Raw genomic sequence first — 21,284 nt, 5'->3', positions numbered from 1 at the left:
GGGCGCCGCCGCGGTTGCGGCGGTGTCCCGTGCCAGGCTCCACCGGGAGTGCGCACCACCATGCCGCGTTACGAAATGCTCAACAACATCGCCCACCGCGACCTGCGCGTGGCCACCGACTTCGGCCCCGAGTTCGGCGATGCGGTGGGCATGGTGCCGGCCTACCCGAGCGAGTTCGCCGAGTTGCAGCGCGAGTATCCGATCTTCCTGCGCAAGGATCCGGCGACCGGCGCGTGGCAGTCCGTGGCGTTGCTGGGGTTCGAGCAGCACGAGAACCTGTTCCTGCACGAGCGGCGCTGGACGGCGTCGTATCTGCCCGGGGCGGCGGCCAAGGGGCCGTTCCTCATCGGGTTCCAGGAGCAGCGGATCGATGGCGTGCTCAGCCAGGAAGCGGTCCTGCACGTGGACATGGAGCATCCGCGGGTGACCGCGATGCAGGGCGAGCCGGTGTTCCTGCCTCAGGGCGGCAACACGCCCTATCTCGACCACATCGCCGGGGTGCTGCGCGGCATTCACGAGGGCCACGCGTTCGGCGCGGACATGTTCGCCGCGCTCGATGCACAGGGGTTGATCCAGCCCGTCGCGCTCGACGTGCAACTCGATGCGCAGCATCGGATTGGCGTCAACGGCCTGCATGCGATCGACCGCGAACGCCTGGCCGGGCTGGACGGCCCTGCGCTGGCCGCGCTCAACCGCGCCGGCTATCTGGAAGGCGCGTACCTGATGCTGGCTTCGCTGCACAACATGCGCCGCCTGATCGCCGAGAAACAGCGACGCCTGCGCCTGCAGGATGCCGCCGGCGCGGCGGGCAGGAACTGAGCGTGCCGGACGGCGGCGCCATGCGGACACTGGAGGGCGTGCAGCCCACGGCCCTGCCATTGCAGGCACTGGTGGCGGCCGGGGAGCCGGTGGTCTTGCGCGGCATCGCGCGCGACTGGGGACTGGTCCAGGCCGGTTTGCGCTCCACGCAGGACGCACTGGCCTACCTGCGCGGTTTCGATGCGGGCGTGCCGGTTCCGTACTCCTTCGGCGAACCCGGGATCGAAGGACGCCCGTTCTACAGCGCCGATTTCACCCAGTTGAATTTCGAGGTCCGGCGCGGACCGCTGACGCAGGTGCTGGATGCGATCGCCGCCACCCTCGAGGATCCGCGGCCGCCCACCTACTATGTCGCGTCGCTGCCGATCGAGCGGGCGCTGCCGGGGTTCGCGCAGGCCAACGACGCCGGCCTGGCCGGGCAGGGCATCGATGCGCCGGCCAGCATCTGGATCGGCAACCGCGTCACCGCCTCCTGCCATTTCGACACGCCGGACAACCTGGCCTGCTGCGCCGTGGGCCGACGCCGCGTCACCCTGTTTCCGCCCGAGCAGATCGACAACCTGTATCCGGGACCGCTGGAACCGACGCCGGGCGGCCAGGTGGTCAGCGTGGTGGATGTCGATCGCCCCGACTTCGCGCGTTATCCGCGTTTCCGCGATGCCCTCGCCAGCGCGCAGCACGTCGAGCTGGAGCCGGGCGATGCGCTGTTCATCCCGAGCATGTGGTGGCACCACGTGCGCAGCCTGGCGCCGTTCAACGTGCTGGTGAACTACTGGTGGCGCAGCGCGCCTGCCTTTTTGCCCTCGCCGCTGACGGCGCTGCAGCACGCGATGTGGGCGCTGCGCGATCTGCCGGCACGCGAGAAGCAGGCCTGGGCGAAGCTCTTCGACTACTACGTGTTCGGTCCCGGCGAACGTGCAGGCCAGCACCTGCCCGAGGCAGCCCGGGGCGAGCTGGCCCCGTTCGACGAGGCACGGGCGCGCCGCACGCGCGCGCAGTTGCTGGCGCGGCTCAACCGCTGATGGGAGCATCGACTTGACTCTCGCCACCACCACGGACGGGCGCATCCGCAAGGTCGTCATCGCCGGCGGCGGCACCGCTGGCTGGCTGGCCGGCTGCGCGCTGGCCCACCAGTTCCGCGATCGCCTGGACATCACCCTGGTGGAGTCCGAGCAGATCGGCACGGTGGGCGTCGGCGAGTCGACCGTGCCGCCGATCCGCACCTTCCACCGCTTCCTGCAGATCGACGAGCAGGAGTTCCTGCGCGCCGTGGCCGGCACGTTCAAGCTGTCGATCTCGTTCGAGAACTGGCGTCGCCCCGGCGATCGTTTCATCCATCCGTTCGGCACCATCGGGCAGGGCACCTGGGCCACGCCGTTCCATCATTTCTGGCTGGACAGCCTGCGCCGGGGCATGCCGTCGGACCTTGGCGATTTCTGCCTGGAAAGCATCGCCTCGCGCGGCGACAAGTTCGCGCTGGACACCCAGCCGCAGGTCAGTTACGCCTACCACTTCGACGCCGCGCTCTACGCGAAATTCCTGCGCAAGAAGGCCGAAGCGCATGGCCTGCGCCGGATCGAAGGACAGATCCGCGAGGTGCGGCAACATGCGCATGACGGCTCCGTCGCGTCGTTGCTGCTGGAAGACGGGCAGATCATCGAGGGCGACCTGTTCATCGACTGCACCGGGTTCCGTGGCCTGCTGACCGAGCAGACCCTGCACACCGGCTACGAGGACTGGCACGACTGGTTGCCCAGCGATCGCGCCGTCGCGGTGCAGACCGAGGCGGTCGCGCCGCCGGTGCCGTATACCCGTGCCATCGCGCACGAGGCCGGGTGGCGCTGGCATATCGCCCTGCAGCACCGGGTCGGCTGCGGGCTGGTGTTCTCCAGTCGCCACATGTCCGACGACGAGGCGCACGCCAAGCTGCTGCGCGACGTCGACGGCCCGCCGCTGCGGGATCCGTGGCTGGTGCCGTTCCGCAGCGGGCGCAGGTTGCAGGCATGGAACAGGAACGTGGTGGCGCTGGGCCTGGCCAGCGGCTTCATCGAGCCGCTGGAATCGACCAGCATCCACCTGACCCTCAGCGCCGTGGTGCGCCTGATCCAGCTGTTTCCAAGCGAGGGCATCAGCCCGGCGCTGGTGGAGCTGTACAACACGGTCAGTCGCCAGGAGATGGAGCACGTGCGCGACTTCATCATCCTGCACTACCACGCCACCCAGCGCGACGAGCCGATGTGGAAAGCCTGCCGTGAGATGGCACTGCCCGAGTCGCTCGCGCTCCGGCTGCGCGCCTGGCGCGAACGCGCGCACGCCTGGCAGGACCCCGGCGAACTGTTCCGCGTGGATTCGTGGACCAGCGTATTGCTGGGACAGGGCATCCAGCCTGGACCGCCGCACCCGCTGGCTGCCGCCATCGACGACGCGGACCTGCGCACGCTGTTGCTGCGGATCCGCCAGCCGCTGCAGCAGGCCAGCGCGGCGATGCCGTCGCAGGCGGAGTTCATCGAACGCTATTGCAAGGCGGCGCCCGACGTCTGGCAACGGAGCGTTTCCCTGGCGTAGCAGCACATTGCTGTCGCTAAAAAATGATAGCGCTAACTAGAAGGCGGAGACGACGTGGAAGAGAGGGAGCTGGTGGCCGGAATCGATGCGGGAACGCAGAGCCTGAAGGTCGTGGTCTACGACCCGGTCGGGCGCAGCGTCGTGGCCAGCAGCAGCGCGCCGCTGGATCTGCATTCCGCCGCCGATGGCAGCCGTGAACAGCGGCCGGCCGACTGGGTCGCGGCCCTGCAGGCCTGCTTCCAGGCGATCGATCCTGCGCTGCGATCGCGCCTCGCCGCGCTGGCGGTCTCGGGCCAGCAGCACGGCTTCGTTCCGGTCGATGCGGCGGGCGAGGTGCTGGCACCGGCCAAGCTGTGGTGCGACACCAGCACCTCGGCCGAGTGCGGGCAGATCATGGACGCGGTCGGCGGCGCGGCGCGCACCATCGCGCTGGCGGGCAACCCGATCCTCACCGGTTACACCGCCTCCAAGCTGCCCTGGACCAAGACGCACCGGCCCGAGGTCTATGCGCGGCTCGCCACCATTCTGCTGCCGCACGACTACCTCAACTTCGTGCTGACCGGCCAGCGCTTCTGCGAATACGGCGACGCATCGGGTACGGGCTGGCTGGACGTGCGCACACGCACGTGGTCGGCCGAACTGCTGCGTGCGACCGATCCGCAGCGCGATCTTGCGGACTGCCTGCCGCGCTTCGCCGCGCCGGATGCGGTGTTCGATATCGACCCGGCGGCCGCCGGCCTGCTCGGCGTGCCGACGACGCTGAAGGTCGCCGTCGGTGGCGGCGACAACATGATGGCGGCGATCGGCACCGGCTGCGTCGTGCCCGGTCGCCTGGCGATGAGCCTGGGCACCTCCGGCACCTTGTTCGCCTATTCCGACACGCCGGTGGTCGACCCGGACGGCGCGTGGGCCGCGTTCTGCTCTTCCACCGGTGGCTGGCTGCCGCTGATCTGCACGATGAACTGCACCGTGGCGACCGAACAGGTCGCCGCCGCGTTCGGCTTCAGCACCCGCGATGGCGATGCGCATCTGCACGCCACCGCGCCCGGTGCCGACGGCCTGGTGATGCTGCCGTTCCTCAATGGCGAGCGCACGCCGGACCTGCCGCTGGGCAAGGGCCTGCTGGCGGGCCTGGACACGACCAACATGACCCCGGCCCACCTCTATCGCGCGGCGATGGAAGGGGCGACCTACAGCCTGAAATACGGCTTCGACGCATTCGTGCGCGCCGGCATGCAGTTCGAGCGCATCGTGCTGACCGGCGGTGGCAGCAACAGCGGCGCATGGCGGCAACTGGTGGCCGATGTGTTCGGCCTGCCGGTGGACGTGCCCACGCAACCGGAAGGCGCGGCGTTCGGTGCGGCCCTGCAGGCGCTGTGGGCCATCGGCCTGGCGCGCGGCGATGCCGCGTCCATCGCCGACATCGCGCAGCGGCATGTGGCGGTGGATCCGCAGCGGTCCGCCCGCCCGGATCCGGCGCGCACCAAGGCCTATGCCGCGGCCTATGCGCGCTTCCTGCGCCATCTCGATGCCTGCATGCCGCTGTTCCGCGGCTGATTCCCTTTTCGCACTCCCTCCCACCACGACAGGAACCCGCACCATGCACACCCAGCCCTTTATCGGCGCCAAGGAATACTTCCCCGGCATCGGCCGTATCCCGTTCGAAGGCCGCAGTTCGGACAATCCGCTGGCCTTCAAGGTCTACGACGCGAACAAGGTTGTCGGCGGCAAGACCATGCAGGAACATCTGCGCTTTGCGGTGTGCTACTGGCACACCTTCTGCAACGCCGGGCAGGATCCGTTCGGCCCGGGCACGCGCCACTTTCCCTGGGAGGTCGGCGCGCCGATGGCCAGCGCCGAAGCGAAAGTGGATGCGGCGTTCGAATTCTTCACCAAGCTCGGCGTGCCGTACTGGTGCTTCCACGACATCGACCTGGCGCCGGACGCCGACGATGCCGCGCAGTACGAGAAGAACCTCAAGCACATGGTGGGCCTGGCCAAGGCGCGCCAGGACGCGACCGGGATGAAGCTGCTGTGGGGCACGGCCAATCTGTTCTCGCATCCGCGCTACATGAACGGTGCCGCGACCAATCCGGATTTCGCCGTGGTGGCGCGTGCCGCGGTGCAGGTGAAGGCGGCGCTGGAGGCGACGGTGGAACTGGGCGGCGAACACTACGTGTTCTGGGGAGGCCGCGAGGGCTACGCCTCGCTGGCGAACACGCAGATGCAGCGCGAACTCGCCCACTTCGCGCGCTTCCTCACCATGGCGCGCGACTACGGCCGCAGCATCGGCCTGAAGGGCAACTTCCTGATCGAGCCCAAGCCGATGGAGCCGATGAAGCACCAGTACGACTTCGACAGCGCGACGGTGACGGGTTTCCTGAAGCAGCATGGCCTGGACAAGGATTTCAAGCTCAACATCGAGGCCAACCACGCCACGCTGTCCGGCCACACCTTCGAACACGACCTGCAGGTCGCCTCCGACCACGGCCTGTTGGGCAGCATCGACGCCAACCGCGGCAATGCGCAGAACGGTTGGGATACCGACCAGTTCCCGACCGACCTGTACGACACCGTGGGCGCCATGCTGGTGGTGCTGCGCCAGGGCGGCCTGGAGGGCGGCCTGAACTTCGACGCCAAGGTGCGCCGCGAGTCAACCGAGCTCGAGGATCTGTTCATCGCCCACATCGGCGGCATGGATGCGTTCGCGCGCGGGCTGGAAGTCGCCCATGCGTTGCTCAACGACTCGCCCTGGGAACAGTGGCGCCAGGAGCGCTATGCCAGCTTCGACAGTGGTGCCGGCAAGGAGTTCGCGGGCGGCGCGCTCGGCCTCGCCGAGTTGGCCGCATTGGGCGCGAAGGGTGGCGAGCCACGGCAGATCAGTGGCCGGCAGGAGCGCTACGAGAACCTGATCAACCAGTACCTGCTGCGCTGAGCGCGGCGGCAAGGAGAGCGCCGTGACCGACACCCATTCCACACGCCACCACGGCGCACTGCTGGCCGCGCTGCTGCTCGCGCTTGCCGTCTGCAAGGGCGACGTCCAGGCCGCGGCGCCCGCCCGGGCGGAGGCCAGCCCCTGGCCCAACGTGACCTGGCCGCTGCCCGAGGATCCCGCGCTGGAACGGCGCCTCACCGACCTGATCGCCACCATGACGGTGGAGGAAAAGGTCGGCCAGCTGGTGCAGGGCGATATCGGCAGCCTCACCCCGGAGGACGTGCGCAAGTATCGATTGGGGTCGATCCTGGCCGGCGGCAACTCCGATCCCGGCGGCCGCTACGATGCCGCGCCGGCCGAATGGCTGGCGCTGGCCGATGCGTTCTATGCGGCGTCGATGGACACCTCCAAGGGCGGCAAGGCGATCCCGGTGCTGTTCGGCATCGATGCGGTGCACGGGCAAAGCAACATCGTCGGTGCGACCCTGTTTCCGCACAACATCGGCCTGGGCGCGACGCGTAACCCGGCGCTGCTGCGGCGGATCGGTGAAATCACCGCGCTGGAGACCCGTGCCACCGGCATGGAGTGGACCTTCGCGCCGACCGTGGCGGTGCCGCAGGACGACCGCTGGGGCCGCACCTACGAGGGCTATTCCGAGTCGCCCGAGGTGGTGGCCAGCTATGCCGGGGCGATGGTCGAGGGACTGCAGGGCAAGGTGGGAACGCGCGACTTCCTCGATGGCCGCCATGTGATCGCCTCGGTCAAGCATTTCCTCGGCGATGGCGGCACCACCGACGGCCGGGACCAGGGCGACACCAGAATCGGTGAGGCCGACCTGGTGCGCATCCATGCCGCCGGCTATCCCCCGGCGATCGCCGCGGGCGCGCAGACCGCGATGGCCTCCTTCAACAGCGTCAACGGCGAAAAGATGCATGGCCACAAGGCCTACCTGACCGACGTGCTGAAGGGACGCATGCACTTCGGCGGCTTCGTGGTGGGCGACTGGAACGGCCACGGGCAGGTCAAGGGCTGCACGCCGACCGATTGCCCCGCCACCATCAACGCCGGCCTGGACATGGCCATGGCCTCGGACAGTTGGAAGGGCTTCTACACGACCACATTGGCGGCGGCGAAGAACGGCACCATTTCCCAGCAACGCCTGGACGATGCGGTACGCCGGATCCTGCGGGTCAAGATGCGGCTGGGCCTGTTCGAGGCGGGCAAGCCGTCGGCGCGCGCGGTCGGCGGCCAGTTCGCGCTGATCGGCGCCCCGGCGCATCGCGCGGTGGCGCGGCAGGCCGTGCGCGAGTCGCTGGTGCTGCTGAAGAACCAGGGCGGCGTGCTGCCGCTGTCGCCGAAGCAACGCATCCTGGTGGCCGGCGACGGCGCCAACGACGTCGGCAAGCAGGCCGGCGGCTGGACGCTGAACTGGCAGGGCACCGGCACCACCCGCAAGGACTTCCCGAACGCGGACACCATCTACGAGGGCTTCGCGCAGCAGGCCAAGGCCGCAGGCGGCGAGGCCGTGCTGGCGGTCGACGGCAGATACACGACCAAGCCGGACGTGGCCGTGGTGGTGTTCGGGGAAAACCCGTACGCGGAGTTCCAGGGCGATCGGCCGACCCTGGCCTACAAACCGGGCGACGACACGGACCTGGCGCTGATCAAGCGGTTGAAGGCCGATGGCATCCCGGTCGTCGCAGTGTTCCTCAGCGGGCGCCCGCTGTGGGTCAACCGCGAGCTCAATGCCGCCGATGCCTTCGTGGCGGCGTGGCTGCCGGGCTCGGAGGGCGCCGGCATCGCCGACGTGCTGCTGCGCACTCCGCAGGGCGGCGTGCAGCACGACTTCAAGGGCAAGCTCAGCTTCAGTTGGCCGCGCACGGCCACGCAATACGCCAATAACGTGGGGCAGAAGGACTACGACCCGCTGTTCGCCTTCGGCTTCGGCCTGCGCTACGCCGACAACGGCGATCTGGCCAGGCTGCCGGAGGTCTCCGGCCTCACCGGCAACGAAGGCGCGGCCGGGGTGTTCTTCGTGCGCGGCGCGGCCGGTCCGGGCCTGGCGCTGCGCCTGGAAGGCAGCAGCGGGCAGGGCGTGACCGTCACCCGGGTGCCGGAATCGCTCGATGGCGGCGCGCTGAAGGTCACCGGCGTGGATCACCTGGCGCAGGAAGATGGCCGCCGCCTTGCCTGGTCCGGCGGTCGCGAGGCCGTGGTCGCGCTGCAGTCGCATACACCGTTGGACCTGCAGCGCGAGAGCAACGGCGACCTGATGCTGGTGACCACGCTGCGCGTGGACGCCGCACCGCAGGGCGAGGTGTGGCTGGCGGTCGGTTGCGGCAGCGGTTGCACCGCGCGGGTCGCGATCGGGCCGACGCTGACAGCCCTGCCGGTGGGCCAATGGAAGCGCGTGGGCGTGCCGCTCAAGTGCCTGGCGGCAGCCGGTGCGGATCTGAGCAAGCTGGAGCGTCCGTGGGCGTTGACCACGGCGGGCACGATGACGCTGTCGGTGTCGCGGGTCGCGCTCGGTGCATTGAACGAAGCGGAGGCCACCGTCGCATGTCCGAGCACGTGAGCATGCGACCTGCGCTAGCGGCCCTTGGGCGGGCTGGCGACCGAACCGCGCAGCACCAGCCGGTGCGGGACCACGTGGTCGCTGGACATGCGCGCGTCGTCGCGCTTGCGGCGGATGCTGCGCAGCAGGATGTCGATGGCGGCATCGGCCATCGAGGCGATCGGTTGGTGGATGGTGGTGAGCTCGGGCCAGACGGTGGTGGCGGCCGAGGTGTCGTCGAAACCCACCACCGACAGGTCGCGCGGCACTTCCAGGCCGCGCCGATGCGCGACCGAGATCGCTGCCGCGCCCATGTCGTCGTTGCTGGCGAAGATCGCGGTCGGCGGGCGGCGGTGCGACAGCAGCTTCTCGGCGGCGGCGAGCCCGGAGCGGTAGGTGTAGTCGCCCTGCTGGACCAGGCCGGGTTCGACCTTCAGCCCGGCCTCCTGCAGGGCGGTGACGAAGCCCTCGTAGCGCCGCGCGCTGGCGCTGAGGTCCTGGCGCCCGCGGATGAAGCCGATGCGCCGGTGGCCGTGCTGGATCAGATGCTCGGCCATCTCCTTGCCGGCGTGGAAATCGTCGATGCGCACGCAGGAGATTGCGTCGCTGAGGCGCCCGGCGGCGATCGCGACCACCGGAATGCCCGCCTTGACCAGTTCGGTCACCGCCGCCTGCGACTCGCACAGCGGCGGCGGCAGGATCACGCCATCCACGCGGCCGCCCAAGGCGCGCGCGGCCTTGCGCTCGGCGTCGGGGTCCAGGTCTTCCCAGTAATGGATGACCAACTGGATGGCGGCGTTGGACGCGACGCGCAGCAAGCCGACCAGCAGTTCGCGCAGGTAGGCGCCGCTGGGGTTGGTGTAGATCAGCGCGATGCGCGTGTGCTGCGCGGCGGCCAGCGAACTGGCCGCCAGGTTGGGCGTGTAGCCCAGTTCGCGCACCGCGCGCATCACGCGCTCGCGGGTGGCGTCGCGCACCTTGCCCTGGTTGATCGCGCGCGACACCGTCATCGGCGACACCCCGGCCAAGGCCGCCACCTCGTCGATCGTGACCCCGCTGGTCTTGCGGCGGACCGATTTCTTCGGCTTGTCCAAAACGCGTTCCCTTTGTTCTTCTTGACGTTGGCGCGCCGCGGGCACGCCGTCAGCTTACAAGGTTTGTTGGCGGCGCTTGGGCGTCGTGCGCATGTCATGCGGTGTCAGTGGATGGCGTGCGCTGCCATGGCGCTGATGGTCTGCGCAGGCAGCGTGCATGCGGAGGATGGCGCTGCGTTGTGGCTGCGGTATCTGCCTTCGCAAGGCGCTGCGCGCACGGCGGAGTTGGATGAGGTAGTGGCGCCGGAGCAGACCCCGACGCAGCGTGCGGCGCGCGATGAACTGATACGCGGCCTCACCGGCCTGCTGGGCCGCGCGCCGGCGACGCGTGCGGTCGCGACCGGCGATCATGCGGTGGTGCTGGGCACGCCGCAGTCGTCGCCAGCGCTTGCGCCGTTCCGCGAGGAGATCGCGTCGCTGGGCGAGGAGGGCTACCTGCTCAAGCGCGCCCGCATCGACGGGCACGCGGTGTTGCTGGTGGCCGCACGTCGCGACATCGGCGTGCTGTACGGGGTGTTCCATCTGCTGCGGCTGCTGCAGACCGGTGCGTCGCTGGACGCGCTCGAGGTGCATGAGTCGCCACGGATCCAACTGCGCGTGCTCGACCATTGGGACGATCTGGACGGCCATGTCGAGCGCGGCTACGCGGGCCGCTCGTTGTGGGACTGGCAAAGCCTGCCGGAGTGGCGCGACCCGCGTTACACGGACTATGCGCGGGCCAATGCCTCGCTGGGCATCAACGGCACGGTGCTCAACAACGTCAACGCCAACGCGCAGAGCCTGGCGCCGGCCTATCTCGACAAGGCGGCGGCGCTGGCGGACGTGTTCCGGCCCTACGGCATCCGCGTCTACCTGAGCGCGCGCTTCAGCGCGCCCATCGAACTGGGTGGGCTGAAGACCGCCGATCCGCTCGACCCGGCCGTGCAGCGCTGGTGGCGCGACAAGGTCGATGACATCTACGCGCGGATTCCGGATTTCGGCGGCTTCCTGGTCAAAGCCAATTCGGAAGGGCAGCCCGGCCCGCAGGACTATGGCCGTTCGCATGCCGACGGCGCCAACCTGCTGGCCGATGCGCTGGCGCCGCACGGCGGCGTGGTGATGTGGCGGGCCTTCGTCTACGCCCACGACGTGCCGGTGGACCGTGCCATGCAGGCCTACACCGAGTTCGCCGGCCTCGACGGCGCGTTCCGCCCGAACGTGATCGTGCAGGTCAAGAACGGGCCCATCGATTTCCAGCCGCGCGAGCCGTTCCATCCGCTGTTCGGCGCGATGCCGCGCACGCCGCTGATGCTGGAATTCCAGATCACCAAGGAGTATCTCGGCTTTGCCACGCACCTGGTGTACCTGGGGCCGTTGTACGAGGAAGTGCTGCAGTCCGACACCCACGCCCGCGGCGCGGGCGCCACGGTGGCGGACGTGGTGGACGGTTCGCTGGAAGGCCATGCCCTGAGCGGCATCGCAGGCGTCGCCAACATCGGCAACGACCGCACCTGGAGCGGCTCGCACTTCGACCAGGCCAACTGGTATGCCTTCGGCCGTCTCGCCTGGAATCCGCAGCGCGCCGCCCGCGCCATCGCGGCGGAATGGGCGGCGATGACGTTCTCGCCGAGGCCCGAGGTGGTGCAGCCCATCGTCGGGATGATGATGGCCTCGCGCGAGGCCGCGGTGAACTACATGACCCCGCTGGGCCTGCACCACCTGATGGCGCGCGGCCACCACTACGGCCCCGGCCCCTGGGTGGATGGCGGCCCGCGCGCGGACTGGACCTCGGTGTACTACCACCGCGCCGATCGCGATGGCATCGGCTTCGACCGCACCGCCGGCGGCAGCAATGCGGTGAGCCAGTACGCGCCCGAGGTGGCGGCCGTGTATGGCGACCTGGCGCGGGTGCCCGAGCCGCTGCTGTTGTGGTTCCACCACGTGCCGTGGGATCACCGCATGGCCTCCGGGCGGCCGTTGTGGGACGAGCTGGTCGGCCGCTATTCGCAGGGCGTGCGCCAGGTGCAGGCCATGCAGGGCACCTGGGACGGCCTGCGCGGCAAGGTGGATGCCGAGCGGCATGCGCAGGTGGCGGCGTTTCTGCGCATCCAGCTGCGCGAAGCGCAGTGGTGGCGCGATGCCAGCGTGGCGTACTTCCAGTCGGTGAGCGGTCGGCCCTTGCCCCCAGGCGAAACCGCGCCGCCGCACCCGCTGGCCTGGTACCAGGCCCTGCAGTTTCCCTCCGCACCCGGAGATGGACGATGAAGCCGACAACGTGGACGGGCTGGCTGCTGGCGATGGTTTCAGGAGCCTGCGCGATGCCATGCATGGCGCAGCAGGCGACGCCGTCGCTGTTGCATCCGCTGTTCCAGGATCACGCCGTGCTGCAACGCGACCGGGCGATTCCGGTGTGGGGCCACGCCGCGCCGGGCGCCACGGTGTCGGTGACATTCGCACGGCAGTCGGTCAGTGCACGCGCCGATGCCGGAGGTCGCTGGCACGCGACGCTGCAGCCTACCGCCGCCGGCGGTCCCTACGACATGACCGTGCGCGCGGGGCAGGACCGCCAGGTGGTGCGCGATGTGCTGATGGGCGATGTCTGGCTGTGTTCCGGGCAGTCGAACATGGAGCTGCCGGTGTGGCGCGCGCTGGATGCGAGCAGCGAACTGGCCGCCGCCGTCCAGCCGAGCATCCGCCTGTTCGCCGTGCCCAAGGCCGCGGCGGTCACGCCGCAGGACATGTTTCCGACCGACGTCGCGTGGCGACCCGCATCGCCGGAGACGGTGCGCAATTTCTCCGCTGCCTGCTTCTACTTCGCGCGCGAGCTGCAGAAGACAGTTAAGGTGCCGATGGGCCTGATCCAGACGGCCTGGGGCGGCGCGCGCATCGAGGCCTGGACCAGCGCCGACGCCCTGCGCGCGCAAGGCGGCATGGACGATGCGCTGGACGTGCTGGCGCTGTACGCCACCGATCCCGTCGCCGCGAGCGCACGCTGGGGCCGGCACTGGCAACAGTGGTGGACCACGCGCGCCGGTACCAAGCCGGGCGATACACCCTGGCAGCCCGGCGCGGACCGCACGCGGTGGCAGGACGCGCCGGCCACGCTCGGCGCCTGGGAACGTTGGGGCGTGCCCGCGCTCGCCGCCTACAACGGCATGGTCTGGTACCGCACGCAGGTCACCCTGACCGCCGCACAGGCGGCGCAGGGCGCACGGCTGGTGCTGGGGCCGGTCGACGAGACGGATATGACCTGGGTCAACGGCATGGCCGTGGGCAGCCAGAACGCGCCGAGCGATCCACGCCGATATCCGCTGCCGCCCGGCCTGCTGAAAGCGGGCATCAACACGGTGGTCGTCAACGTGCTGGATACCTACGGCGAGGGCGGACTGGCAGGTCCCGCGAGCGCCCATGCCGTGCAACTGCACGATGGCACGCGGATCGTCCTGGATGGGCATTGGCAGTATCGCGTGGCACCCGATCCACAGTCCCCGCCGCTGGCGCCATGGCATGCGGCCTCCGGCATGTCGACGCTGTACAACGGCATGATCGCGCCGCTGGGCAACGACGGCCTGCGCGGCATCGTCTGGTACCAGGGCGAATCCAATACCGGCGAGGGCGCCGTCTATGCGACACGGCTGCGCCACCTGCGCGACGACTGGCGCAGGCAGTTCGGCGCGGCGCTGCCGTTGCTGGTGGTGCAACTGGCCGGCTACGGCCGCCCGCCGCAGGCACCGACGGAGAGCGGCTGGGCGCAGCTGCGCGAGGCGCAGCGCCGCGTCGTTGCAGAAGACCCGCACTCCGGGCTCGCGGTGGCCATCGACATCGGTGACGCCTACGACATCCATCCGCCCAACAAGCAGGAATTGGGGCGGCGCCTGGCGCGGGTGGCGCGTCACGTGGTCTACGGCGAACGCGCATTGGCGCCGTCCGGCCCGACGCCACGCACGGCAGCACGCACGCAGGGCGCGGTACGCATCGCGTTCGACGACGTCGACGGTCGCCTGGTCACGACCGGGGCGAACGGTCCCATCGGCTTCGAACTCTGCGATGCGCAGGCGCAGCACTGCCGGTATGCCGACGCCACGCTGGACGGGCGCGACGTCGTCCTGCACAGCCCGCAGGCCGCATCCGCCACGCGCGTGCGCTACTGCTGGGCCGACGGTCCGGTCTGCACGCTGCGCGACAGGTCCGGCGCGCCGGCGGGACCGTTCGAACTCGCAGTTTCCGAGGAGATTCCCTGATGCGTCCGCTGCTCGCCTCGGCCCTCCTGCTGTTGTCCGCTGCGCTGCAGCCGCTGTGGGCCGCGCCTGCGCCGCCGGTCTACTTCGACTGGTTCGAATACGCCGGGCGCGACGCGGCCTTCGACGCCCCGCTGCCAGCAGGCCATTACCGCAACCCGATCCTGGCCGGCTTCCACGCCGACCCGAGCATCGTCCGCGCGAACGGGCGGTTCTACCTGGTCAATTCCAGCTTCACCTACTTCCCCGGCATTCCGGTGTTCGAGAGCGTGGATCTGGTGCATTGGAAGCAGATCGGCAACGTGATCGACCGCCCGACGCAACTGGACTTCGATGGCCTGAGCGTGTCGCGCGGCATCTTCGCGCCGGCCATCGCCTATCACGACGGCATGTTCTACGTGGTCACCACGGCCGTGGACAGCGGCGGCAACTTCATCGCCACCGCGCGCGATCCCGCCGGTCCCTGGTCGGACCCGCACTGGCTGCCGGGCATCGGTGGCATCGACCCGTCGCTGTTCTTCGATGCCGACGGTCGCGTCTACCTGCTCAACAACGACGAGCCGCCCGGCCCGCCGCGTTACGACGGCCATCGCGCGATCTGGATGCAGCAGCTCGACCTGGCGACCTTCACCCCAGTGGGGCCGCGCAAGGTGCTGATCGATGGCGGCGTGGAGCCGGCGAAGAACCCGATCTGGATCGAGGGGCCGCATCTGTATCGCCGCGATGGCTGGTACTACCTCTCCGATGCCGAAGGCGGCACCGGGCCGCAGCATTCGCAGGTGGTGCTGCGCAGCCGCGATGTCTGGGGGCCTTACGCGCCGTACGCGGGCAATCCCATCCTCACCCAGCGCGACCTGCCCGACGACCGGCCGCTGCCGATCGCCAATGCTGGGCATGCGGACCTGGTGGAAGGACCGGACGGGTCCTGGTGGGCGGTGTTCCTGGCCAGCCGCACCTACGACGTGCGCCACTACAACACCGGGCGCGAGACCTACCTGCTGCCGGTGCAGTGGCGCGACGGCTGGCCGCTGATTTTGCCGGCCGGGCAGGCCATCCCCTATGCGGTCCAGGCGCCGTCGTGGATGCAGGGCGAGGCGTCGCAGGCGCCTTCCACCGGCAACTTTGTCGAGCGCGCTGAGTTCGACACGCCGACGCTCGGCCGCGGCTGGTTGCGTGTGCGCGTGCCCAAGCGGGACTGGGCGGACCTGCGCACGCGCCCGGGCAGTCTGGCCGTGCATCCGTTGCCGGAGAACCTGGACAGCTTGCGTAACCCCGCCTTCCTGGGGCGCCGCCAGCAGCACCTGCGCTTCGAGGCCAGCACCGCACTGACGCAGCCGGCGGCAGGCGTGGCAGCGGGGCTTGCGGCGTTCCAGAACGAGGATTGGTGGTACTTCCTCGGCGTGCGCCGTGTGGGACGCGATCGCGTGGAGGTCTTCCTGGAGGCGCGCGAGGGCAAGGGCGCGACCAGAACCCTGGCCAGCCGCGAACTGGATGCGTCGACGTCGTTGCGCCTGAAGATCGCGGGTGACGAAGGGACGTATGCATTCGCGTTCGACACCGGTGCGGGGCAGGGCTGGCAGACGCTCGCCGACGATGTCGACGGGACCGTGTTGAGTACGGATCGTGCAGGCGGCTTCGTGGGCGCCCTGCTCGGTCCCTTCGCGCGCGACGAGCGCGCCTCAAGGAGAAAATGATGATGCGCAGGTCTTCCCTTCCTTCCGCCCGCCCTGGCCGCCTCGTCCGCGCGCTGGCCCTATGCGCCGCCGCTACGCTGGCTAGCGTTGGCCATGCCGCCGACACCCAGCCGTGGCAAGACACCTCGGCCAGCTTCGAGACCCGGGCGGCGGCGCTGGTCGCACAGATGACCCTGGAGGAGAAAGCGGCGCAGATGCAGAACGCCGCGCCGGCGATCGAACGCCTGGGCGTGCCGGCCTACGACTGGTGGAACGAAGCGCTGCACGGCGTGGCGCGGGCAGGCCAGGCCACCGTGTTTCCGCAGGCCATCGGGCTGGCCGCCACCTTCGACGTGCCGTTGATGGGGCAGGTGGCCACCACCATCAGCGACGAGGCGCGCGCCAAGCACCACCAGTTCCTCCGCGAAGGCGCGCACGGCCGCTACCAGGGGCTGACCTTCTGGTCGCCGAACATCAACATCTTCCGCGACCCGCGCTGGGGACGCGGCCAGGAGACCTACGGCGAGGATCCCTACCTCACCGCGCGCATGGGCGTGGCCTTCGTGCAGGGATTGCAGGGCGACGATCCCGTGTACCGCAAGCTCGACGCCACCGCCAAGCATTTCGCCGTGCACAGCGGCCCGGAGGCCGACCGTCATCACTTCGACGCCCGCCCCAGCAAGCGCGATCTCTACGACACCTACTTGCCGGCGTTCGAGGCACTGGTGAAGGAAGGCCAGGTGGATGCAGTGATGGGCGCCTACAACCGGGTGTACGGCGAGTCCGCCAGCGCCAGCCAATTCCTGTTGCGCGACGTGCTGCGCCGCGACTGGGGCTTCAAGGGCTACGTGGTCTCGGACTGCTGGGCCATCGTCGATATCTGGAAGCATCACCACCTCGCGCCCAGCCGCGAGGCGGCCGCGGCGCTGGCGGTCAAGAACGGCACCGAACTGGAGTGCGGCCAGGAATACGCCACGCTGCCGGCGGCGGTACGCCAGGGGCTGATCGACGAAGCGGAGATCGACGATGCGGTGACGCGCCTGTTCACCGCGCGGATGCGCCTGGGCATGTTCGACCCGCCTGAGCGCGTGCGCTGGGCACGGATTCCCGCCTCCGTGAACCAGGCGCCCGCGCACGATGCGCTGGCCTTGCAGGCCGCGCAGGAATCGCTGGTGCTGCTCAAGAACGATGGCGTGCTGCCGCTGTCGCGCAAGCTCAAGCGCATCGCCGTGGTCGGCCCGACCGCCGACGACACCATGGCCCTGCTCGGCAACTACTTCGGCACGCCGGCGGCGCCGGTCACGATCCTGCAGGGCATCCGCGACGCGGCCAAGGGCATCGAGGTGCGTTATGCGCGCGGCGTGGATCTGGTCGAAGGGCGCGACGATCCGGGCGCCACGCCGCTGATCGAGGCGGCATACCTGCGGCCGTCGGCCGATTCCCCGGAACGCGGCCTGCGCGGCGAGTACTTCCGCACGCCCGATCTGGCGGGGACGCCGGCGCTGGTCCGTACCGACGCCCAGATCGGCTTCCGTTGGGACCGCGGCTCGCCGACCGACAACCTGCTGGCCCGCGGCGAAGCGGGGCCGGGGCAGGGCATTCCCAACGATCATTTCAGCATCCGCTGGAGCGGCCAGCTGCTGCCGCCGGTCTCGGGTCGCTACCGGATCGAGGCGGCCGCCGACGACGGCTTCCGTCTCTATCTGGACGGCAAGCTGGTGCTGGACCACTGGACCGACAGCGACCGCATGCGCGCCGACGGCGTGGACCTGGACCTGCAGGCGGGCCGCGCCTATGCGGTGAAGCTGGAGTACTACGACGCCGAGCGCGACGCCGGCGTGCGGCTGGGCTGGCGCATGCCCGGCGCGAAGCCGCCGTTCGACGAGGCGCTCGATGCCGCGCGCAACGCGGACGTGGTGGTGTTCGTCGGCGGGTTGACCGGCGACGTCGAGGGCGAAGAGATGAAGGTCGACTATCCGGGCTTCGCCGGCGGCGACCGCACCGACCTGCGCCTGCCTGCGCCGCAGCGCGCCCTGCTGGAAGCGCTGCACGCCACGGGCAAGCCGGTGGTGATGGTGCTGACCGGCGGCTCGGCGCTGGCGGTGGAATGGGCGCAGGCGCATCTGTCGGCGATCCTGATGAGCTGGTATCCCGGGCAGCGCGGCGGCACCGCTGTGGGCCAGGCGCTGTTCGGCGAGGTCAATCCCGCGGGTCGCTTGCCGGTGACGTTCTACAGGGCGGACCAGGCGCTGCCCGCATTCGACGATTACGCGATGGAAGGCCGCACCTACCGCTACTTCCGCGGCACCCCGCTGTATCCGTTCGGCCACGGGCTGTCGTACACGCGGTTCGACTACGGCAAGCTGCGCCTGGATGCGCCGCGCATCGCCGACGACGGACGCCTCAATGTGCAGGTGGAGGTGGCCAACACCGGCAAGCGCGCGGGCGACGAAGTCGCGCAACTGTACGTGCGGCGGCTGGCGGCCGCGCCCGGCGATGCGCAGCAGACGCTGCGTGGCTTCCAGCGCGTTCGTCTGGCCCCGGGCGAGCGGCGGACCCTAACGTTCGAACTGGATGCGCAACAGGCGCTGCGCCAGTACGACGACGCCCGCGGCCGCTATGTGGTGCCGCCTGGAAGCTACGAAGTGCGGATCGGCGGCTCCAGCGCCGATGCCCGCGTGCGTGGGCGCTTCACCGTGGAGGCGCGCCGTGACTGAGCCGCGCAGTGTGGAGACCGCCGTGCACGTGCTGTCGGTGCGGGAGAAGCTGGGCTACAGCCTGGGCGACCTGGCGGCGAACCTGATCTTCCAGACGCTGATCACTTATCTGGCCTTCTTCTATACCGATGTGTACCGATTGCCGGCCGCCACGGCGGCGACGATCATCTTCGTGATCGGCCTGCTCGGCGCGTTCGTGTTCACCCCGCTGATCGGCATCGCCGCCGACCGCACGGCCACCCGCTGGGGCAAGTTCCGGCCCTGGATCCTGTGGACGGCGATCCCGTTCGGCGTGCTGTCGCTGCTCGCCTTCAGTACCCCGGACCTGGGCGCGCGCGGCAAGGTGATGTATGCCCTGACCACCTACGGCCTGCTGATGCTGGTGTACGCGGCCAACAACCTGCCGTACTCCGCGCTCAGCGGGGTGCTGACCGGCAACATGGCCCAGCGCAACAGCCTGTCGGCCTATCGCTTCGTGGCGGTGATGATCGCGCAGTTCATCATCCAGGTGCTGCTGTTGCCGCTGGTGCTGATCCTGGGCGACGGCGACAACGTGCGCGGCTTCGAGCGCCTGATGACGGTGTTCGCGGTGGTGGGCACGCTGTTCTTCCTGATCACCTTCGCCACCACCCGCGAGCGCATCGTGCCGGCGAAGGAACAGAGCGCCGGCGTGCTGCAGGACCTGTCCGACCTGCTGCACAACCGGCCATGGAAGGTGATGCTGGCACTGACGGTGCTGGTCTTCGTCAACCTGGCGCTGAAGGGCGGCACCTACATCTACTACTTCCAGTACTACCTGAGCGAGGCCGCCCTGGCGGGCTTTCTCGACGCCTCCGGCTTCAATGGCTTCATCGGCGGCGTGAACGCGGTGCTCAGCGGATGGGGCCTGTCCGGCTTCACCTGGCCGCAGGACCCGGCCACCTCGGCGTTCAGCCTGTTCAACGCCTGCGGCATCCTGTGCATGATCCTGGGCATCGGCTTTTCCCGGCCCCTGGCCGACCGCTTCGGCAAGCGCGATGCCTTCGGCGGCGCGCTGCTGGTTTCCACCGTGTTCCTGCTGGCGTTCTACGTGTTTCCGCCCACCGCGGTCGGCGTGGCCTTCGGCGCCTTCATGCTGCACGGCTTCTGCTACGGCATCACCATCCCGCTGCTGTGGGCGATGATCGCCGACGTCGCCGACTACTCGGAATGGAAGAACCATCGCCGCGCCACCGCGATCATCTTCTCGGCGATGCTGTGCGGGCTGAAGATCGGCCTCAGCATCGGCGGCGCGCTGGTCGCCGGCATCCTCGCGCACCACGGCTACCAGGCGGGCGCCGAACAACAGCCGCAGGCCGTGGTGGACGGCATTCGCCTGACCGTGAGCATTTACTGCGCCATCCCGTTCCTGGTCGCGGTGGCGCTGCTGTTCTTCTACCGGATCGACAAGCGCATGGAACTTCGCATCGAACACGACCTGCAGCTGCGGCGGCAGGGAAGCGACCTCGACCACCTCGCGGCGCACGCCATCGCGCAACCGCTGGTGACCCACATCTACACCGCGGACCCGTCGGCCCACGTGTTCGAGGGACGCCTGTACATCTATCCGTCGCACGACATCGACAGCGGCGCACCGTTCGACGACGAGGGCGGTCACTTCGGCATGGAGGACTACCACGTGCTGCGCATGGACTCGCCCGAAGGCACGGCCACCGACTGCGGCGTGGCCCTGCATGTGCGCGACGTGCCGTGGGCCAGCCGGCAGATGTGGGCGCCGGACGCGGCCACGCGCGATGGCCGCTATTACCTCTATTTCCCGGCCAAGGACGCGCAGGGCGTGTTCCGCATCGGCGTGGCGGTGGCCGACCGCCCGGAAGGCCCGTTCGCCGCCGAGCCCGAGCCGATCGCGGGTACCTACTCGATCGACCCGGCCGTCTTCGAGGACGACGACGGCGCGCACTACCTCTGCTTCGGCGGCATCTGGGGCGGCCAGTTGCAGAAGTACCGCGACGACCGCTTTGAGGCGGCGCATGCCGAGCCCGAGGGCGATGCGCCGGCACTGGGCCCGCGCATCGCCCGGCTGGACCCGGGCATGACCCGGCTGGCGGAGCGCACGCGGGAAATCGTGATCCTCGGCGAGCACGGGCAACCGCTGCGCGCCGACGACCACGCGCGCCGCTTCTTCGAGGGACCGTGGTTGCACAAGGACCACGGCCGGTACTACCTGTCGTACTCCACCGGCAACACGCACCTGCTGTGCTACGCCATCGGCGACAGCCCGTACGGCCCGTTTACCTATCGCGGCGTGCTGCTGAAGCCGGTGGTGGGCTGGACCACGCACCACTCCATCTGCGCCTTCCAGGGGCGCTGGTACCTGTTCTACCACGACGCCCTGTTGTCCGGCGGCGTGACCCACCTGCGCTCGGTCAAGTGCACGCCGCTGCACGTCGAGCCGGATGGGAGCATTCGGACTGTCGATCCCTATGGGGGCTGAGATGCCGATGTCCAGCGACGCTGCACGGGCACGGGCCGTGCCAAGGCAGTCGCCCTGTCCGCTGTAGGAGCGGCTTCAGCCGCGACAGGCCTGCCCGGGAACGCCTGTCGCGACTGAAGCCGCTCCTTGTATCTGGACCTGTCGCCCTTAAACAGGCGTCATGTCTTCCGACTGATCATCGGAGGAGGTGTGGGAAGTCCAGTCGCTCCTGAAGCTTAGAGCTTGCATCGTAGATCG

At 69.5% G+C, this 21,284-nt stretch carries 12 protein-coding genes and 1 pseudogene; 12 read left to right on the top strand and 1 reads right to left on the bottom strand.

Going from position 1 to position 21,284, the window contains the following annotated elements; all coding sequences use genetic code 11:
* Positions 1-60: 60 nt before the first annotated feature.
* Genes FHR66_RS20200 through FHR66_RS20175 form a run of 6 tightly spaced genes read left to right on the top strand, consistent with a single transcriptional unit; the run spans position 61 to position 8,894 of the window.
* Positions 61-819 carry a SapC family protein gene (locus FHR66_RS20200; RefSeq protein ID WP_202394877.1) on the top strand — a complete coding sequence of 253 codons (759 nt, stop codon included), beginning with the start codon at positions 61-63 and terminating at the stop codon, positions 817-819.
* Between the two features lie 20 nt (positions 820-839).
* Positions 840-1,841 carry a cupin-like domain-containing protein gene (locus FHR66_RS20195; RefSeq protein WP_160968766.1) on the top strand — a complete coding sequence of 334 codons (1,002 nt, stop codon included), beginning with the start codon at positions 840-842 and terminating at the stop codon, positions 1,839-1,841.
* A gap of 13 nt (positions 1,842-1,854) precedes the next feature.
* A complete protein-coding gene (locus tag FHR66_RS20190; RefSeq protein ID WP_160968764.1) occupies positions 1,855-3,384 on the top strand; it encodes a tryptophan halogenase family protein in 1,530 nt (509 codons plus the stop codon).
* 54 nt (positions 3,385-3,438) lie between these two features.
* Positions 3,439-4,941 (top strand): xylulokinase, encoded by a 1,503-nt coding sequence (gene xylB / locus FHR66_RS20185; RefSeq protein ID WP_160968762.1) that lies wholly within the window; start codon positions 3,439-3,441, stop codon positions 4,939-4,941.
* A 43-nt stretch (positions 4,942-4,984) separates the two neighbouring features.
* The gene (gene xylA, locus FHR66_RS20180) at positions 4,985-6,319 is read left to right on the top strand and encodes a xylose isomerase (RefSeq protein ID WP_160968760.1); all 1,335 of its coding nucleotides are present in this window, start codon (positions 4,985-4,987) and stop codon (positions 6,317-6,319) included.
* A 22-nt stretch (positions 6,320-6,341) separates the two neighbouring features.
* On the top strand, positions 6,342-8,894 hold the full coding sequence (locus FHR66_RS20175; RefSeq protein WP_160968758.1) for a glycoside hydrolase family 3 N-terminal domain-containing protein: 2,553 nt from the start codon (positions 6,342-6,344) through the stop codon (positions 8,892-8,894).
* A 14-nt stretch (positions 8,895-8,908) separates the two neighbouring features.
* Here FHR66_RS20175 and FHR66_RS20170 read toward each other — a convergent pair whose 3' ends face one another.
* Positions 8,909-9,967 (bottom strand): LacI family DNA-binding transcriptional regulator, encoded by a 1,059-nt coding sequence (locus FHR66_RS20170; RefSeq protein ID WP_160968756.1) that lies wholly within the window; start codon positions 9,965-9,967, stop codon positions 8,909-8,911.
* 96 nt (positions 9,968-10,063) lie between these two features.
* Here FHR66_RS20170 and FHR66_RS20165 point away from each other — a divergent pair, with 96 nt between their 5' ends.
* The 6 genes and pseudogenes from FHR66_RS20165 (at position 10,064) to FHR66_RS21210 (ending at position 21,047) form a co-directional block, all read left to right on the top strand.
* The gene (locus FHR66_RS20165) at positions 10,064-12,211 is read left to right on the top strand and encodes an alpha-glucuronidase family glycosyl hydrolase (RefSeq protein ID WP_456361785.1); all 2,148 of its coding nucleotides are present in this window, start codon (positions 10,064-10,066) and stop codon (positions 12,209-12,211) included.
* Entirely contained in the window at positions 12,208-14,187 is a 1,980-nt protein-coding gene (locus FHR66_RS20160; RefSeq protein ID WP_160968752.1) for a sialate O-acetylesterase, read from the top strand. The genes FHR66_RS20165 and FHR66_RS20160 overlap by 4 nt, the downstream gene beginning before the upstream one ends.
* The gene (locus tag FHR66_RS20155; RefSeq protein WP_167088063.1) at positions 14,187-15,878 is read left to right on the top strand and encodes a glycoside hydrolase family 43 protein; all 1,692 of its coding nucleotides are present in this window, start codon (positions 14,187-14,189) and stop codon (positions 15,876-15,878) included. Before FHR66_RS20160 ends, FHR66_RS20155 begins: the two co-directional genes overlap by 1 nt.
* Before the next feature lie 2 nt (positions 15,879-15,880).
* Positions 15,881-18,574, top strand: coding sequence for a glycoside hydrolase family 3 C-terminal domain-containing protein (locus tag FHR66_RS20150; protein WP_456361784.1), 2,694 nt, complete (start codon positions 15,881-15,883; stop codon positions 18,572-18,574).
* Positions 18,477-20,057, top strand: a pseudogene (locus FHR66_RS21215) (MFS transporter); the annotation flags it as partial. The gene FHR66_RS20150 and the pseudogene FHR66_RS21215, both read left to right, overlap by 98 nt.
* Positions 20,031-21,047 (top strand): glycoside hydrolase family 43 protein, encoded by a 1,017-nt coding sequence (locus FHR66_RS21210; protein ID WP_343160681.1) that lies wholly within the window; start codon positions 20,031-20,033, stop codon positions 21,045-21,047. The pseudogene FHR66_RS21215 and the gene FHR66_RS21210, both read left to right, overlap by 27 nt.
* Positions 21,048-21,284 lie beyond the last annotated feature (237 nt).

Source organism: Xanthomonas sp. F4, assembly GCF_011761895.1.
Note: the sequence above shows the minus strand (reverse complement) of the source record. Positions and strands in the feature narration are given on the sequence as shown.

Coding starts and splice junctions, on each gene's coding strand:
- FHR66_RS20200 (WP_202394877.1), top strand. CDS start 61: ATGCCGCGTTACGAAATGCTCAACAACATCGCCCACCGCGACCTGCGC.
- FHR66_RS20195 (WP_160968766.1), top strand. CDS start 840: ATGCGGACACTGGAGGGCGTGCAGCCCACGGCCCTGCCATTGCAGGCA.
- xylA (WP_160968760.1), top strand. CDS start 4,985: ATGCACACCCAGCCCTTTATCGGCGCCAAGGAATACTTCCCCGGCATC.
- FHR66_RS20165 (WP_456361785.1), top strand. CDS start 10,064: ATGCGGTGTCAGTGGATGGCGTGCGCTGCCATGGCGCTGATGGTCTGC.
- FHR66_RS20160 (WP_160968752.1), top strand. CDS start 12,208: ATGAAGCCGACAACGTGGACGGGCTGGCTGCTGGCGATGGTTTCAGGA.
- FHR66_RS20155 (WP_167088063.1), top strand. CDS start 14,187: ATGCGTCCGCTGCTCGCCTCGGCCCTCCTGCTGTTGTCCGCTGCGCTG.
- FHR66_RS20150 (WP_456361784.1), top strand. CDS start 15,881: ATGCGCAGGTCTTCCCTTCCTTCCGCCCGCCCTGGCCGCCTCGTCCGC.